This is a genomic window from Nitrospiria bacterium (assembly GCA_035498035.1).
Lineage (GTDB): Bacteria > Nitrospirota > Nitrospiria > JACQBZ01 > JACQBZ01 > JACQBZ01.
Map to the genome: position 1 here is coordinate 38,513 of DATKAN010000055.1, position 16,593 is coordinate 55,105.

17 protein-coding genes are annotated in these 16,593 nt (G+C 56.0%); 8 read left to right on the forward strand and 9 right to left on the reverse strand.

The annotated features are described in order from the left end of the window. The first annotated feature begins 106 nt into the window (after positions 1-106). The 8 genes from VMN77_10745 (at position 107) to VMN77_10780 (ending at position 6,222) form a co-directional block, all read left to right on the forward strand. Positions 107-1,054, forward strand: coding sequence for a hypothetical protein (locus VMN77_10745; GenBank protein HTN44260.1), 948 nt, complete (start codon positions 107-109; stop codon positions 1,052-1,054). A gap of 140 nt (positions 1,055-1,194) precedes the next feature. Further along, positions 1,195-1,794: a hypothetical protein gene (locus tag VMN77_10750; GenBank protein HTN44261.1), complete on the forward strand. Its 600-nt coding sequence runs from the start codon at positions 1,195-1,197 to the stop codon at positions 1,792-1,794. A gap of 165 nt (positions 1,795-1,959) precedes the next feature. Continuing rightward, a complete protein-coding gene (locus VMN77_10755; GenBank protein ID HTN44262.1) occupies positions 1,960-2,340 on the forward strand; it encodes a c(7)-type cytochrome triheme domain-containing protein in 381 nt (126 codons plus the stop codon). Between the two features lie 51 nt (positions 2,341-2,391). Next, positions 2,392-3,105 (forward strand): c(7)-type cytochrome triheme domain-containing protein, encoded by a 714-nt coding sequence (locus VMN77_10760; GenBank protein ID HTN44263.1) that lies wholly within the window; start codon positions 2,392-2,394, stop codon positions 3,103-3,105. Between the two features lie 280 nt (positions 3,106-3,385). Next, positions 3,386-3,745: a plastocyanin/azurin family copper-binding protein gene (locus tag VMN77_10765; protein HTN44264.1), complete on the forward strand. Its 360-nt coding sequence runs from the start codon at positions 3,386-3,388 to the stop codon at positions 3,743-3,745. 24 nt (positions 3,746-3,769) lie between these two features. Continuing rightward, the gene (locus tag VMN77_10770; GenBank protein ID HTN44265.1) at positions 3,770-4,423 is read left to right on the forward strand and encodes a c(7)-type cytochrome triheme domain-containing protein; all 654 of its coding nucleotides are present in this window, start codon (positions 3,770-3,772) and stop codon (positions 4,421-4,423) included. 58 nt (positions 4,424-4,481) lie between these two features. Further along, the gene (locus VMN77_10775) at positions 4,482-5,738 is read left to right on the forward strand and encodes a hypothetical protein (protein ID HTN44266.1); all 1,257 of its coding nucleotides are present in this window, start codon (positions 4,482-4,484) and stop codon (positions 5,736-5,738) included. After that, positions 5,695-6,222 (forward strand): c(7)-type cytochrome triheme domain-containing protein, encoded by a 528-nt coding sequence (locus tag VMN77_10780; protein ID HTN44267.1) that lies wholly within the window; start codon positions 5,695-5,697, stop codon positions 6,220-6,222. Before VMN77_10775 ends, VMN77_10780 begins: the two co-directional genes overlap by 44 nt. A 36-nt stretch (positions 6,223-6,258) precedes the next feature. On the opposite strand, the gene VMN77_10785 is transcribed toward VMN77_10780, so the two are convergent. From VMN77_10785 to VMN77_10825, 9 genes are all read right to left on the reverse strand, one after another. Next, positions 6,259-7,299 carry a TonB family protein gene (locus tag VMN77_10785; protein ID HTN44268.1) on the reverse strand — a complete coding sequence of 347 codons (1,041 nt, stop codon included), beginning with the start codon at positions 7,297-7,299 and terminating at the stop codon, positions 6,259-6,261. Further along, the gene (locus tag VMN77_10790) at positions 7,296-7,817 is read right to left on the reverse strand and encodes a biopolymer transporter ExbD (protein ID HTN44269.1); all 522 of its coding nucleotides are present in this window, start codon (positions 7,815-7,817) and stop codon (positions 7,296-7,298) included. Before VMN77_10790 ends, VMN77_10785 begins: the two co-directional genes overlap by 4 nt. Next, positions 7,814-8,281 (reverse strand): biopolymer transporter ExbD, encoded by a 468-nt coding sequence (locus VMN77_10795; protein HTN44270.1) that lies wholly within the window; start codon positions 8,279-8,281, stop codon positions 7,814-7,816. The genes VMN77_10790 and VMN77_10795 overlap by 4 nt, the downstream gene beginning before the upstream one ends. A gap of 4 nt (positions 8,282-8,285) precedes the next feature. Continuing rightward, the gene (locus VMN77_10800; protein ID HTN44271.1) at positions 8,286-8,978 is read right to left on the reverse strand and encodes a MotA/TolQ/ExbB proton channel family protein; all 693 of its coding nucleotides are present in this window, start codon (positions 8,976-8,978) and stop codon (positions 8,286-8,288) included. Between the two features lie 16 nt (positions 8,979-8,994). After that, positions 8,995-9,354, reverse strand: coding sequence for a hypothetical protein (locus VMN77_10805; protein ID HTN44272.1), 360 nt, complete (start codon positions 9,352-9,354; stop codon positions 8,995-8,997). A gap of 10 nt (positions 9,355-9,364) precedes the next feature. Continuing rightward, entirely contained in the window at positions 9,365-10,069 is a 705-nt protein-coding gene (locus tag VMN77_10810) for a tetratricopeptide repeat protein (GenBank protein HTN44273.1), read from the reverse strand. Continuing rightward, positions 10,066-13,413 (reverse strand): tetratricopeptide repeat protein, encoded by a 3,348-nt coding sequence (locus VMN77_10815; GenBank protein ID HTN44274.1) that lies wholly within the window; start codon positions 13,411-13,413, stop codon positions 10,066-10,068. The genes VMN77_10810 and VMN77_10815 overlap by 4 nt, the downstream gene beginning before the upstream one ends. Positions 13,414-13,453: 40 nt before the next feature. Then, on the reverse strand, positions 13,454-15,070 hold the full coding sequence (locus tag VMN77_10820; protein HTN44275.1) for a tetratricopeptide repeat protein: 1,617 nt from the start codon (positions 15,068-15,070) through the stop codon (positions 13,454-13,456). 106 nt (positions 15,071-15,176) lie between these two features. Beyond that, complete coding sequence (locus tag VMN77_10825; protein HTN44276.1) at positions 15,177-16,490, reverse strand: UDP-glucose/GDP-mannose dehydrogenase family protein; 1,314 nt, start codon at positions 16,488-16,490, stop codon at positions 15,177-15,179. Positions 16,491-16,593: the final 103 nt, after the last annotated feature.

A 16,593-nucleotide genomic window follows, 5' to 3' on the forward strand; every position in this document is an offset into this window, starting at 1 on the left:
AGAGGTCTCCCGACCTTGACAGACATCGGCCTTTTCGATACGCTTCGTCCATCCCGTTGTCACTCACACACGGCGAGCGTTCTACCCTTTACGACCCGGAATCTCCATGAGCCCGTTCGTTCCAGTCCTCAGTGATCTCACCCGGCGTCGCGCGATGATGGCCGGCCTCCTGCTGACCCTCACCTTCTTCACCGCAGCCACCGCTCAAATCCCGTCTCCTCAAACTTCGACCTGGACCGGAATCTGGGGAAGTTCTCCCACCGACATTTTCATGGTGGGCGAGTACGGCGCCATCGGTCATTACGACGGAAGGAACGTGGCTCCGATGGAAAGCGGGACGGTGATCTGGCTGTCGGCCGTTACCGGTACGACACCCACCTCCCTTTATGCCGCGGGCTACAACGGCCTGATCCTTCATTACGATGGTCACCGGTGGAATCGGATGGACAGCACGGTCACCAACGATTTAAACGGAATCTGGTGCAGCTCCCCGACCGACGTTTATGCCGTGGGCGACCGAGGAACGATCATCCACTACGACGGAAGCCGCTGGAAAAAAGTCCCCAGCGGCACCCAAAACCTGCTATTCAGCATCTGGGGTAGCTCCCCTCAGGACATTTACGCCGCCGGGGGGCGGAGCACGGTGCTTCACTTCGACGGTCAAGCATGGAAGCCCGTGCCCGTGCCCCTGCAGACCCACCTGGTCGGGATCTGGGGAAGTTCGCCCCGGGACATTTTTCTAGTCGGTGACGAAGGCGCCATCGTGCACTTTGACGGCCGGAGCTGGATTCCGGTCAATAGCGGGGTACAGGACGTGTTCCGGGCGGTCTGGGGCAGCTCCGGCCAGGATGTTTTCGTTGCCGGTGAAAGCGGCCTGATTCTTCATTATAACGGTCGCTCCTGGCAAAAGCAGCGTGTCCCGATGGTGGAACCGCTTCGAGGCCTTTGGGGATCCGGACCGACCGATGTTTTCGCGATCGGGGAAGACGGTATTTTTCTTCGTTTCGATGGCCAGAGTTGGAAAAGCCTGGGCGAAGGGCCGCCGGTGCATTAACCGTATTTTATTCCGATTTAAACCGGGGAAAGCGTCGGGGTTTTTCGCTTGACATCATAAGGGACTCCTTAGTACGATGCGACGGCGTTACAAAAATATGTTTCCTGGAAAAAAGTTTTTTTGTTCTCGGGAGGGTCCGGATGCAGAAACCTTTATTGACACTGCTCGTTGTAGTTTGCCTTGTCGAGTTATTAACCATTCCGGCCGACACCTCCGCGATGATGCAGAAACTGACCCCGGAGCAAAGAGAAGCCGCCGTCAAGTACGGAAAAAAGGGCGTTCGAATGGACGTGACGGATTTCATCAAAGAATGGTCCGTCAACAACGGCGACAAGGGTTTTGCCTTCATCGTTACGGAATTTCTGGCCCTCGCCTTCGCCGCGCAGCAGGCCGCCCTGAAATCCGCAGAGTTGAATAATTTTGATATCGAGGACAATCTGGCCAAAAGCGCCGGCAAGCTGGTGTTTCGGGTAACCTTGTTCGGAAGTACGGACACGTTTGCAAAGGACTACACGGCCGTCATTCAGGCGGGGGGCAAGACCTTTCCAGCCACGTATTCGGACATCCCGCCCGGCGAATCGTACGGGGATGGAAAAACAAAACCGGCCTTCGTGACGGACAGCGACTTCTATTTTCCGGCGGAAGGGATTGATCCAAACTCCTTGATTACGCTGATGGTACAGGATAAGGACGGAAAAGAGGTTGCAAAATTTCAGTTCGATCTGGCCAAAATTCGTTAAGGCGCGTCCGCTTGCGATGTTTACGGCCGAAGCCATTTTTTCATAAGGGGTTCGACCCTTTCGGATGGGAACTGTATTGACAAAGAAAAAAAAATATGATAATGATCGCTACCTGATTCCGGCAGCGGTCACAAGCCAACTTTTCCTCGGAGAAGGGAGTGGGAGATGAAAAAGCGATGGTTGGTCGGTGGTTTCCTTTTACCGATTCTGGTTGTAGGGCTTATCCTCACTTTCGATATTCCGAAGGTTTCAAAAGCCGAGTACGGTGACATTACCCTGAATCATTACGCTGAAAAAGCGGGGATGCCCCCCGTTGTTTTTCCGCACTGGTTCCATCGAATCCGGTTTAAATGCAAAGTTTGCCACCCCGCGATCTTTGAAATGCGTCAGGGAGCAAACGATATCAACATGATTAAGATCATTAAGGGTGATTTCTGCGGCAAATGCCATAACGGTCGCATCGCTTGGCCTCCCATTTACTGCGACCGGTGTCATTCCGGAAAAAGCGATATTACAATCCCAAAGGCCAGAGGGTTTATAAAATAGGCGGGACAGCCAACCCAACCTCACCATCATCCAGAAGAGAGGGTCGCTTTCATGAAGCTCCAACGTCTCCTGAAACCCGTCGTGTTGTTTTTCCTGGGCACGGCCGCCCTGTACGTCCTTATCGCCTCGTTCGGGATTAGCATACCCCGTTCGAATGCGGCCGAACCCGCCGAGAAGCCTTCCGCGCCCCCGCCCGCAGCCAAAAAGCTTCCCTGCGATCCTATTTACATCAGCGGCATAACGGGTGAATGCACCGGCACCGGCGACCCGACGAGCTTCGCGGGAGACGCTGAAAAAGCGGGATTGGCCGAACACCCGCTCGCCCTGGAACTTTCGGACCTTCCGAAGGACCGCTACGGACTGATCGACTGGGCCACCTCGATTAAAGAAGGCAAGGTTAAACCCCGGGATTCTTTGGATCCCAATGACAAGCCCATGCCTCCCTTTGACCTGGATATCGCGATCTTCACGAAAAGTCAATTCGTGGACGATGTCATTTTCCCGCATTTCGTCCATACGCTCTGGTTGACCTGCACCAACTGTCATCCGGCCATCTTTCCGATGAATGCGAAAGAGGCCAACAAGATGCAGACGATGCCCAAGATTGCCGCGGGAGAATTCTGCGGGCGCTGTCACAATCGGATCGCTTTTCCTTTGAGCGATTGCCAGCGGTGTCATGTCAAACCCAAAGACACCCCGCCGGTGGATCCGATGCTCGAAAAGTTTCGCGCGGGCGAGAACCCGTTTCGGCAGGCTTCGCCCTAGCTAAAATACGGCCGTATTAACCGCTCCGGTCCCGGCGTATCGACGGAGTTGTCGCCGTTCCCCTGAAGACATTTCCTGAGGGAAAGCCCGGTCAGGTATTCTACCGCCGGTCGTTCCGATCAGGTCACCGTCCATGAGACCTTGTGCCTGTCTGACCGTTGCCCGACCATCGGCGCTGTAAGGCCCGTTTCCCGTTCTACCGGCGCCGCGCGGCGATTGACAAGACAAAATCCGTTCGATATACTTTTTATAATATCTCGTTTTAGAAGGAGTTCGGCTCATGAAAAAGGTTTTTGGGGCCATCCTTGCCCTGCAGGCCGTCTTGACCTTTTTGCCGCTTGCGTCCGCCACGGGAGAAGAAGGAACCGTGTACGAGGTGACGGTCATCCGAAACACCTTTAAACTCAATCCGCAAAACCTCACGATCAAGGTCGGGGACACCGTCAAGTGGACGAATACCGATGAGCGCAAACATAACCTGGCCAGCATACCGGGGTCCGGTCCGGGCGACGAACTGGAGATCTTCGCGGTCATGGAACCGGGTGCGGTCTATTCTCATACGTTTAAAGTTCCCGGTGAGTATCCTTATTTCTGTTTCATCCACAATCAAATGACCGGAAAGATCACGGTCGAAAAATAGGTACGGCTACCTGCGATGAGGCGCGTGAGTAGGGGTGGACGGATCGGGGCCATTTGCGCGGGCCTCATGCTCGTCATCCTTTATTCCTACGGGCAAAACCGGATCGAGGCCCAGACGACACAGGATCAACCTGCAACCGCTCCGGCTCAAGCCCCGGTCGTAACCCCCGCCCCGATCGAGACCCCGCCCGCCCAAACTCCGCCGGCCGCCCCCCCTCCATCGCCCGTCGTAACCCCGGCGCCGACCGAACCTCAACCCTCCCAGCCTCCCCCGCCCGTCCAAACTCCACCGGCCGCCGAAGAGGAAGAACATCCCTTGGCCTTTGATTATCTGCCCAAGACCAAGATGGGCTACGTTGACTGGGTCGCCGCAATCAAACAAGGCGTGATCCATCCAAGAGACTCCTTGGATCCGAATGCGGTCACGATGAAGGCACTCGACTTTAATATTATTTTTAAGGTCAATGTCAGCGGCCTTCCCGATGTGGTGTATCCCCATTATCCTCATACGTTATGGCTTGACTGTCGGAACTGCCATCCCGGCATATTTTTGATGCGGGCTGGCGCCAATCCCGTCACGATGGAGAAAATACTAAAGGGGGAGTACTGCGGTCGCTGTCATGGGATTGTCGCTTTTCCAATCTCGGACTGCTTTCGTTGCCATTCAAGACCCAAATAATCACACAGCATCTTTCTTTTCCGATGGGGATCCTTCAAGCGGAGACCGTGGTTTTCCTATGACAAAGTTGATCCGGATCGAAAGCCCGGGGACTACCCTCCGGACAACCTGCATCGTGTTCTTGGTGATGGTTTCCTGCTGGGCCGTTCCGGACCCGGTCGCCGCTTTGGATCTGGCCTCGGCGACCGGGTCGGAGTGGCTTCCGTTCGGACAACCGGTGAAGGCCTACCCGTCCACGTTTACATACGTGGACGCCTCAAGACATGCCCTGAATCCCGCCCTGGTTTTTTCCGACGCCGTGCCGATGCTGGGATGGATCGAGCTCGATGTTCACGGGATCTCCCAGGTCTATTCCGGCCGTTGGGACCGTTCCGGATGGACCACGGACCGGAGGGCGCAGAACATGGATGGAACCCATCGGGCCTTTGATCTGACGATGGGCTCGGACGGTAAAATCCCTTATCTGGCTTGGGTCGAACTGAACGCCAAAAGCATTCCCCAACTCTACGTTAAACATCGGTCGGGAGGTCGTTGGATCGTCGATGAAGGAAGTTTAAACCTCGACCCCTCCCAAGGCGCGGCCAACCCGGCGCTCTCGACCGGGGGGCCTGTTCCATACCTGGCCTGGTGCGAGTACAGCCCCCAAAGAGTGTTTCAACTGCATGTCAAGCAACGTTCGGCCGACGGCTGGCATCCGGATGGACCCGGCAGCTTAAACATCTCCTCGGCCCGGGATGCGATCAAACCCGCGATGGCTCTTCAGGGATCGGTCCTTTATCTGACCTGGACAGAATTGTCGGACGAAAATTATTACAATGTTTATGTCAAGCGATGGGACGGCTCGAAGTGGGATTTATTAGGCCAGAGTCTTAATATGGATCCGGGGCATCAGGCCCTGAATCCGTCGATCGCGGTTCTCGGCGATACGCCCTATGTCGCCTGGATCGAGACGGATGGAAACGGGATATTTCAGCTTCACGTCAAGCGCTGGGATCAGGGCCGGTGGATCGTCGATGGAAAAAACCTCAATATGGACCCCGGGCGCCATGCCATGAGTCCTTCCCTGGTCCAATCCGGCCCCACGGTTTACCTGGCCTGGATGGAATACGACGCGAAAGGAATTTCCCAGCTTCATGTCAAACATCGGAGCGGCCCTCGGTGGGAATCGGACGACCAAAGGCTGAATGCCATCCCGCCCACGGCCTCATCCGCTCCGTCGTTGGCCGCATGGAACGGGGCGATCTATATCGCATGGAAAGAGGTTTATCCGAATGGGCTGGCTCAAATCCTCGTCAAGCATCTTGCGTCCCGATAAACGTTGGCTGGTTCTCGCCTCGCTGCTGCCCTGGCTTCTATCCGGCTGCGTGCAACCCAAACTGACCAAGGCCGAGATCGTTCAAAAATCCGGACTGGATGCCCAGGGACATCCGGTCGCCTTCAGCGTGCTTCCGAAAACACAGGTGGGAGGCGTCGATTGGGTAGCCGCGCTTAAAGAAGGAATCCTGAAACCCAGAGGATCCCTCGATCCGACCGGTCCGCCGGAGAGCCCGCCATTAAACCTGGATATCGTGTTTAACATCGGCGACGCCTATCCCGTACCCAACGTCGTCTTCCCGCATACGCCGCACACGATGTGGCTCAGCTGCAATAACTGCCATCCTTCCATCTTCATCATGAAACAAGGAGCGAACCCTGTCAGCATGGACCGGATAATAAAGGGAGAGTACTGCGGCCGGTGCCACGGGGTGGTGGCCTTTCCGTTCGTGGACTGTCTGCGCTGTCATTCACGTCCGAAATAATGATCCATCGGCCGGAATACAAACGGAGGGCCTGAATCAACCGGAAACCGAAAACGTGATGGGGTAAGATACCGTGACGTCCCCGGCGGGAACCGGGGGGAATTTCCATTGCAGTACCCGTTTGACCAGTTCTTCCTCGAATAGCGGGCTCTTCACCGAACTGGACACCACATGGCAGTCGCTCACATCCCCGCTGGCGGCAATGATGAACTCAACCGTCACCGTGCCCCGGAGTGTCGGATTTTCCCGTAGGGCCCTATTGTAAAGGAAGCTGATTCCGCCTTTGTAGGAATCCACCACCTGCGCGATCGACTCATAGTCTCGGGGACTTTTCCCCTCTTCAAATCCCTTGATCTGAAACGGACTATCCACCTTCGTGGTCTTGCGCTCGGCCAGGGACGATGAGCCCAGGTCCGGCTGTAGATTCCCGATCATCTGATTGATCCCGCCGCTCCCGTTAAGAGCGGAATGGGTCCCGGGTCCATCCGATTCCTTGATCGATTTTTCCAGCTTGGACACGATATCATCAATCCCCTGACTCGCCGTGGGCATGGGTTGAGGGGTCCCGCCGGCCGTCGTCTTGGGTGCCTCGTTAAGGCCTTTGATCTCGGTGAAAACTTTTTTCAGTTTCTGATCCGGGACGCTGCCCCCCTTGGCATCGGACTGCTTTAAAAGCTTAAGAAGCCCGCTGTTCATGGCCACTTCCATGTTCTTCTTTCGCTGAGCCTCTTGTTGGGCCCGTATTTCTTCGGGGGTGGGCCCTTCCTGTTTGGCCACTTCCGGAGCCGGCTTTCGGGGCTGTTCCGATTTGGGCTCCGCTTTTTTTTCTTCCGTGGGTTTCTGCTCGACCTTGGGCTCCTCCTTCTTGGCCTTCGGGACAGGAACCGGCGCGGGTTTCGAGGCCTCAACGATCAGGCGGGCGATCCGAGGATCGATGCGGGTATAGTCCGAGCGCGATGGCGTTTTGACGGTGAGGAGGTTGAACGCGAGGGCGGCCACACCATAGAGCAGGACGCAGGTCCAGGCGATCCGTTTAAAGTTTTGGTCGCTGTCCTGACCTCCCCAAATCGAAATCATCCGGCGGACTCTTTCTGAATCACGGCGAGATCGATCTGCCCGAACTCGGCCTGACTGCAGGTGTACATCACCTTTTCCAGCAATCGAAACGGAATATTCTTATCGCCCAGGATCGTGACACGACCCTCAAAGGGTTTTCCGGCGCTGATGTTCGAAAAATATTTCCCCCTCTCGGCCGCGTAGTCCATCTCTTTTTTGAGGGCCGGAATCAAAAGATCACTTTCCTTCAAGACCTGACCGATCTCGGCCACCTTTGTCCCATCCACAAGAATGTCGGATCGGGTGATCATAACGGTCAGGGTCGTCTGGGGCGTGAGCTGGGCCAGGGATTCCGGCAGCTTCATATGCTCCGCGGCCGGGATGGCCGAGGCCTCACCCGAAAAGTTATAGAGAAGAAAAAGCACCAGGTTTGTGAACAGGTCCACAAGGGACGTGAGGGTTAAAACCGTGGAGACCGTCGTGGCTCCCTTCCGGCGTTCCGAGAATCGAGACCGGGCCCGCATATGACTTTTTCTCATTGGATCTCCCCCAGTGAGATATTCGGAAACAACGAATAACTGGTTTTCCGGCCTTCGGTGACCACAAAGGCGACTCTCGTCGCGTCCATCACCTTAACCAGTTCGTCATACGCAATATCCGGCTTGCTGAGGATGATCGCGTTGTCCACCGTCGGAAACCGGGCTTTGATCTGCTGGAGCACGGTCGAGAGCGTTTGCAGGTCCTGCCCCTGTGAGGTCGGCTGGACGAAGCTGATGATCTTATTCCCGTTGGCCACCACCAGCCCTTTTTCAGTGATCGAAATCGTCAGGACGAGCGGTTCGTCGGGGGAAGGCAACTGGCTCATCAATTCGGCCGATGCCGGAGGCGGAAGATAGATCTCCAGAACCGCCAGGCGGGTGAAGACTGCCGTGATGAGGAGAAACGGGGCCAGAACCACCAGCAGATTCATGTACGGGGTCAGATCGATTTCGGTGGATTCCATCCGCCTAACTCGTCTTCGGGACCGCGGCAACATGTCCTTGACTCCTTTCCAGGCTCGCGCCCGTTGGCTGGCGATTCGCGAAAAAGTTGACCAGCTTCGTCGAATATTGGTCCAGGGAATCGACAATCTTTGTGGTTCTGGACTGAAGAAACGCGTAGAACAGAATCAAGGGAACGGCGACCATCAACCCGAAGGCCGTCATATTGAGGGCGACCGAGATACCGCGGGCCAGGAGCACCGCCTTTTGGGACGGGTCGGCGGCGGAGACGGCCGAAAAGGCCTCGATCACGCCGATGATCGTCCCCAGCAGTCCCAACAACGTGGCCACATTGGCCAGGATCGGAAGGTAGGGCGTCCGTCGCTCCAGGGGGGGAAGGACTTCCAGCATCGTCTCTTCCATCGATCGCTGGATGGGTTCCCGCGCGCCCGTGGGCTTGGCCGCCTTAAGGCCCGCCGCGAGCACGCGATAAATCGGACGCGTACTCGATTGGCAGAGCTTGATGGCCTCATCAATCCGCTGATCCGCCAGGGCGGACCGCACCTTCTGCCAAAGGGAGTCCGCATTGGCCGAGGCCCGGGTGATGTAGAGCATCCGTTCGATGACTATGGCCGTTCCAAGCGCGGCAACGAAGAGAACGGGGTACATGAAAAACCCGCCCTCGATAAAAAAATTCCCGATCACATTTAAAATTTCCATTGGGTCTCCTTTCCGTTTATGGAACCTGGCGCGCCCTCTCCGACCGTATTTCTTGACTGTACGTGTCCTTATCCAGCGGGGTGTAAATCTCCTCAAGAAATACCCCCCGACTGTCTCCCTCCTCCAATAATGACGGATCGGGATCTTTCCAGGGCAGCGAATAGCTCAGCCGAGGGCGTTCGACCGATCCGACGACCTCGGTTTCCAAGAGCTTGAGTGACCCCAAGACGTCTTTTAATTTCCCGGTGATCTCGATTTCCTTCAATTGAACCGATCCCTGGCTCTTTGGCGGCGTCTTTGGGGCTTCCTGGGCATAGCTCCCTCCGCGGCCGCCGGATCCCACCGTCAAAGCGATTCCGACCATCGTTATCATCATGAACCTTCGGCTAGGGTTGCCCAACGACATTTCCCGTCTTGCGAGTTGTTCTCTGTTCCAGGTCCGCGATCCAGACCTCCACGGTTTGATTCTGACCCGCCAGTCGCTCGTACTCCCGGTAGCACCGCACGGCATCCGTAGGCTGGTTGAGATAAAGGTCGTAAAGCACCCCCAGGTTGTAATAGGCGGCCGCCAAATTAGGATTCAGCTTTATGGATTTTTGATACGCCTCCTCCGCCTTTCGAAAGTCTCCGTGCTCACGATGCGCAATGGCCAGATTGTTGTACACCTCGGCGGACACCGTCCGCCCCGAAACAGTGGACGTCAACGACTCGGATAAAACGATCGCCTTCCTGTACTCCGCAATCGATTTGTCCAGCATGCCCCTTCGACGATAAAGAACACCCAGTGTATTATGAACCTCAATCCCGTCCGGATGGGATTGGGCCAAAGACTCAAAGATCCGTTGGGCGTTATCAAGCTGCCCTTGTTCCAGATAGGAGAGGCCCTGCCCGTATTCGGAACGGAGCTCTCCGTTCGCCGGTGAGGCGTTATCCGCACGGGACCTTCCTTTCTCCGTGGAACCCGGCGGCGCCGAATCCCTCGGCGCATTCACCGAAGCGCACCCGATCGCCGCCAAAAAAACCAGCCCTCCTACCGTCGCCCGGAGAACCGGGAGGCCCGAAAATATTCCGGATCGTCCGACGCTTTTCATGGGTTGATGGCCGCTTCCCTGTGGATGATTTCATCCAGTTCCGGCTTATGATAACGGGCCGGGATCAGCCGCGCCAGATCTTCGTAGCTTTGCTTGACCCAGGAATCGTACAAACCCAACTGTTGCGCCCGATGGACATTGCTTTCGTAGGCCGCGATCGCCTTTTCTTCGAACGGATAGGCCTGCTCTTCGAGAAGATAATTGTATTGCTCCAGTTGTTGAGGCGTTAAATTCTGCGGGCGCTCGGATTCCAAGAGCGCGGTCCGGAATTTTTCGAACACCGTCCCTATTTTCTGGGTGGCGGCCGTCGTGACCTCGGACACGTTAAAGTCGGCCGCCTGGGCATATTCCTCCAAAACATCTTTCAGCAATTTTTTCTTTCGGTCCAGGTTTTGTTCGAGGGGGGAAATAAGCTTCACCTCGTCAAACTGGTTCGCGAGATCATCCGCCCTCAATAAATGTGCCTTGGCGATGTAGTAAGCCACCGGCGATCCGGCCGTCTCACCCTGTCCGTACCGATCGATCAAGGTCTGAAGAATAGGCAGGGCGTCCTGGCGGCGGCCTTGCTGGAGTTTGGCCCAGGCCAATTTATATGTGGTCTCTACCACCTGTTGGTACTCGCCGGAGAATTGGGCCAGATAGGTACCGTAAACCTCATCCGCTTTGGCCCAGTCTCCGAGTTGCTCGTAGAGCCGACCGGCTGATAACAGCATTTCGCCCGCGGTTTTACGATCCAGGTTCAAGTTTACCACAGATGCATACTCCCGGGCTGCATCCTCCAAGCGGCCGGTTTGCTCATGGATCCTGGCCACTTGTATCGTCGCGCGAGGACTGTATTCGGACGACGGATATTCCCGCGTCAAGGTCGTAAAGGCCTGGACCGCTCCGTCGAGATCTCTCCGAGCCAGGGCGATGTTTCCGGCATCAAACAAGGCAATCGGTGCGACCTCGCTTCCAGCCATTTCGCTCTGAACTCTCATGAAACCGGCCTGCGCCTCCTGCAGTTTTCCGGCCTTGCGGAGACCCTCGGCCTGCTTGTATAAAGCGGAGGCCCATAGCCGTTTCAGCTCTTCCCGTTCTTGATTTTTGGCCGAGGCCTCCTCCTGGGCAAGTTTTCGGTAGGCGGTCGCCGCCTGGTCATAGGCCTTTTCCTCAAAATAGCGGTCCGCCAGCAGCCGTTCGGAGCGGTAGGCCAGATCCTCTTGCGATGAAACCTGGATCGATTTAATCTTTTCCGAGAAGGACCGGGCTTCCTGTATTTTCCCGGTTTCCAGGAGATTGCGCTCCACCTGCAGCAATACCTCCGGTACTTTTTGACTCAAGGCATGAGTTGGATAGCGCTGCATCTGGATCTGAAACAGTTGCAGCGCCTCGTCTCTCTGATTTCGGAGCAGGGCCACGCTGGCCGCATCGTACAGGGCCACCGGGGCCACGTCGCTTCCCGGCACTTCGGCCTGAACCCGCATGAATTCCGTCTGCGCTTCCCGCAACTTTCCGGCATTTTTAAAAACTTCCCCCTGCTTGTATAACGACGATGCCCATAACTGTCTCACTTCCTTGTCGTCTCCAGCCTCTCCCCCGCTTCGCGCCAGGCGCCGATAGGCCGCCGCGGCCTGCTCATACGCTCCGGCCTCGAAATACGTTCGGGCGATCAGTCGTTGGGCCTTTACCGCCGTGGGATCTATCGGGAGGGAGGTCTTTACGATCGTTTCGGCCATGGAACGGGCCGCCGGAAGATTCCCGGCACGGTAATAGGTCTCGGCCCCTTTCCAAAGGATCGCCGCGGCTCGGGGATCGTTGGGAAAGCTCTCCGCGAAACGCTTACAATCCTGAGCGAGCCGCCTCCCCCACGGATCCGACGGGGAGGCTGGACCCTCCCGGTTCATGATCTTATCCAGCGTCGTGACGGCGGCATATCCCGCTTCCGCGCTGTCATGGTGAAGGAAATAACCGTAAGCGGTGTGCTCATATTCATCCGCGGCCTCCGGGTAGCGTTGCAGTTCGAAAAGGCCCTCCGCCAAAAGAAAATTCATCCGGGGCGCGTCCGGCTCTCTCGGAAACGCCTTCAGGTAGCGTCGGTACCACATCAGGGCCCTTTCATAATCCGCAGGCCGCTTTGTTTGCTGCGCTTCCGAGTGATAGAACAGGGCCAGTTGACTGGTGAGTTGGCGGTAAAACGGTCGAACTTTTTCCCGGGAATCGACCGAGGCTTTTTGGTACCACAGGCTTTCTTCGCCGAAGCGTTCCACGAAATTTATGCGCGCGCGATTGGCCAAATCCACCAATTTTAATTGCTGGTAGGCCTCGACGATCTGCATTTGCACGGCGGGAGCGTCGGGATGGAGGGGATAGGTTTTGATGAAGGCTTCGTAGGTTCCGACCGCATCCTGGACCCGCTTCTGGGCCATGTACAGATCCCCCAGCTTTCGATAGATCAGCGACTCGTAGTCCCGGTGTCCTGTTTTCTCGAAATAATCTTGGATCTTTGTCGGCGGTCCCATATAGGAAAAGGCGAACGCCATGCCCCGGATATACTCCAGCACTTCATCCCACTCGGCGGCCGTCATTCCCGTCGGATCAAGCTGCGGTTGACCGCCGGACTTCACGACCCGTTTCCGATCGACCAGCCGCACAAACATCCCCGCCGCGCTCTCGTATTCTTGAAGCGAAAGATAAGTCCAGCCCAACTTGTACATCGCCTGCTCCGCCAGAGTGGGATCCTTCGCGCTGACCGCCTGTTCATAAGCGGCCCGGGCCTGTCGGTAGCGGTTCGAGTCGTAATACGCCTCGGCCATGCGGAAGACCGCCTCCTGTCGCAACGGGCTGGAGGGGTACCGCTCCACGAGTCGTTGCATCGAAGCCATCGCGGGCTGGATCTGCCCTTCATCGTCATAAATGTGCGCCAACTGGTAGAGCACCCGATCGTTGTCGGGGCGATCGGGATACTCGGCCAGCAGTTTTTCGTAGATCCTTCGGGAACGCATGTGATCGATCTTGGGTAGAACCGGGCGCCCGCTCTTCCGACCTTGTTGTGATTGCCGAAGCAGCTGATTATATCGTTCAAGCTGACGGCGATAGGCCAACTCTTCCAGCTTCAGGTACAGATCGGCCAAACGGTGCATGGTTCTGGCCCTGAGCTCACTCCTTTGTCCGGAATCGTTGAAGAGGCTGTCTTCGTATTGGTCCAAAGATTTTAATGTATAGTCTTTGGAGCTGGGGGCCGCCTGGTCTTCCATCACTTCCGTCACGACGGTTTTGATCTCATGCGGGGACAAGTCGTCCGGATTGCGGTAAGCGGAGCAACCGCCCAATTCGCTCCACAACGCCGTAACAGCGAGAATCATCCCCATCTTCGCGGGGCGGTTTTGAATCCATCGATTTTTTCTAGGGCACCGTTTCATGGTCCTGCATAAACGTCATGTTTTTGGCGATTCCCAAGTTCGCACGGAGGGCCAGTTCGTCAATCTGGGCCAGTTGAGATGAGATCTGGTGGGTGGCGGAAGCCCGGAGGAGTTTGTCCAAATCCTGTCCAAGTTCCTGCATCTTCATATGAAGGGGCCCGAGATCCGGACCCGTGCCCTGCTCCATCTTACGCCCGGCAAGGTTTCCGTCCCGCCGAACGTCCTCCGCCATCTCCTCGTGGAGTCGGAACCACTCGGCATACACATTCACCAACTCCGTAAACCCGGGTTCCCTCGCCAGGCTCGGAGTTAGAAAAACGAACGGGGCCCCGTCAGCGGATTTTTCCGTTCCCGATTTAATCATCCAGTCTTCCAGATTCCTCGTCTTAATTTCCTGAACAAGTTTTTTTAAACTCCCCGCACGCTCGGAATAGGCCTTGAGCGCATCTTGATAACTGTCCACGGCCCGATGATAGGCGCTCAGCTTCGAATAACAGCTCCCGATCTGAAGATGGGCCTCCAGGGCATCCGATTGGGAGGCCGCCTGCACGATTAGATCCTTAAATACCACGATGGCCTTCACACAGTCCTCCATTCCCATAAAGGCCTTGCCAAGCCCGAATCGGGCCTGTGCACGGTAGCGGCTCTGAGGAGGTATCGCTTCAAAGACCGCCACGGCTTCCGGATAGCGTTTCTGATCCATAAAGAAAAACCCCAGGGTCACGCGCGTCTTGTTAATCAATTCCTGAAGAACGGGATCCTCCTTGGGGTTCAGGCCGACGAGTTTCTGAAACTGGAGCTGAGTCGAAGACCACGCATCTCCCAGATTCAGATAGGCCAGGCCGCTTGAATATACTGCAAAGGGGTAATAATCGCTTCCTTCCCCGATCTTGCTCAAAAGATCGATCGCTTTAAGATTGTCCTTAAGATAAAGATAGCTGTTCCCGGCCAGGTAGGTGGCTTCCTCCCGAAACGGCCATGTTTTATTCATCGGAATCTTAAAGAAGGCCCCGAGCGCCTGCGGATAATCACCCTGCCGATAGTACAATCTTTCCAATCGAAACCACGCCTCGGCCGCGATCGGGGGGCGACGGCTCTGGATCGCCAAATCCTTCAATATCGGCTCTGCCTGTGAACTCAGGTTCGCCTCCGACAATCGGTTCGCCAGCTGGAGCCGCATCTCCTCGGCCGAAGGTGGGCCGGCGTCGTCGGATGAGACCGGCCGCTCGCCCCTCCCTTGAAGTCGATTCGTCAAGACGGCAATTTCCCGTAGACGGGTCTCGATTCCTTGCGAGGTTACGTCCCCCGGAGCGGACCCTCCCGCGGCGAGTCCCGCGGAGTCCCGAGATGTGGGAGGTCGGGAGGAATGATTCGCCCCCTCCAAAGGGGTTTCGTCGGCTTGATACCGGCGAATCAGGTCCGTCTTAATGAGGGCGAATTTGACCCGGACCTGATCAAGCTGTTGCTGAAAAGGGGCGGCGGACGTCTCGGCCCGACCGGGAGAGACGGCTGAAACCATCACCATAAGCACGCCGAGGCCCCGACCAATAATACCGCGGCTGGATGAACCGAACTCAAAAAAAGGAATCCGGGTGTTCATCCGACGCTCGGGTTTTTTGAAGGTGCTCTCCATCGGTATTAAAGGAAACATAAACAGGCCGGGGAAAAGCAGGCGGGGTTCTCCTCTCCCCTTGGGGGCCGGTTAATCAGATGGCTTCTCTTCCCCTTCCTACACCGACATACCGAAAACCGGCCTGTTTCATGCGCTGTTCGTCGTAGACGTTGCGGAGATCAATGAAGATGGGGTTGCGTACCGATTGGCGAAGTCGGCTCAAATCGAGGCTGCGAAATTCGTTCCACTCTGTTATCAAAACTACGGCGTCCGCATCCTCCGCCGTATCATAGGGATCCTCGCAATAGCGTATCTCTTTTAAGATCTTCCGGGCTTCATGCATGGCCGCCGGGTCATATGCGCGGATCTTCACCCCTGCTTTCACCAGGGTTTGGATGATCTCGATCGCCGGGGCCTCCCGAATATCGTCCGTGTTCGGTTTAAAGGCCAGTCCAAGAACGGCCAAATTTTTTCCGTCCGCACCTCCCAAGGCCTGAAGAATTTTCTGAACCATCACGGCCTTCTGTTTCGCATTGACACGGATCACCGCATTGAGGAGTTCTAATTCACACTCATTCTGCCTGGCCATCTGAACCAGGGCCAGCGTGTCCTTGGGCAGGCAGGACCCACCGAAGCCGGGACCCGGATGGAGAAATTTGGGGCCGATTCGACCGTCCAAACCCATCCCCTTCGCCACTTGATGCACATCCGCTCCGACCTTTTCGCAAAGATTTGCCATTTCATTGATAAAGGATATCTTTGTGGCCAGAAAGGCATTGGAGGCGTATTTAATCATCTCCGCCGTTGCCACATCCGTTACAATGAACGGAGTCTCGATCAGGTAGAGCGGTCGATAGAGGTTTTTCATGATCGCTTCCGCCTGCGGACTGTTTGTTCCGATCACCACGCGATTGGGCCTTAAAAAATCCTCAATGGCCGAACCTTCTCGTAAAAACTCGGGATTGGAAACAATGTCAAAGTCTAAATGCTCTTTGAGATTTTTCCCGATGATCTTACGAAGCCGCTCTCCCGTTCCCACCGGTACCGTGCTTTTGGTAATGATCAGTTTATAGCTATCGAGATGTCGGGCGATCGTTTCGGCCACGCTCTCCACATAGGCCAGATTGGCCGACCCGTCTCCCCGGGGAGGCGTCCCAACCGCAATGAAGACGGCCAGCGCCCCTCGAACCGCCCCGGCGATATCGGTGGTAAAATCGAGACGGCCACCGGCCCTATTTTTGGCGACCATTTCAGCCAAGCCCGGTTCGTAAATAGGGATCTGGCCTTTTCGGAGGGCCTCAATTTTTTCCACATCTTTATCCACACAGGTGACATGGACACCAAACTCGGCAAAACAAGCGCCGGTCACAAGACCGACATATCCTGTCCCAACAACGGCGATATGCATAACACCTCGATTTTACTTACGTATAAAATCATTATAATATATCAGATCACCCGACCGATATCAAGCTCTCTTGCTTTGATATCTATAAACGCCTATACTATCG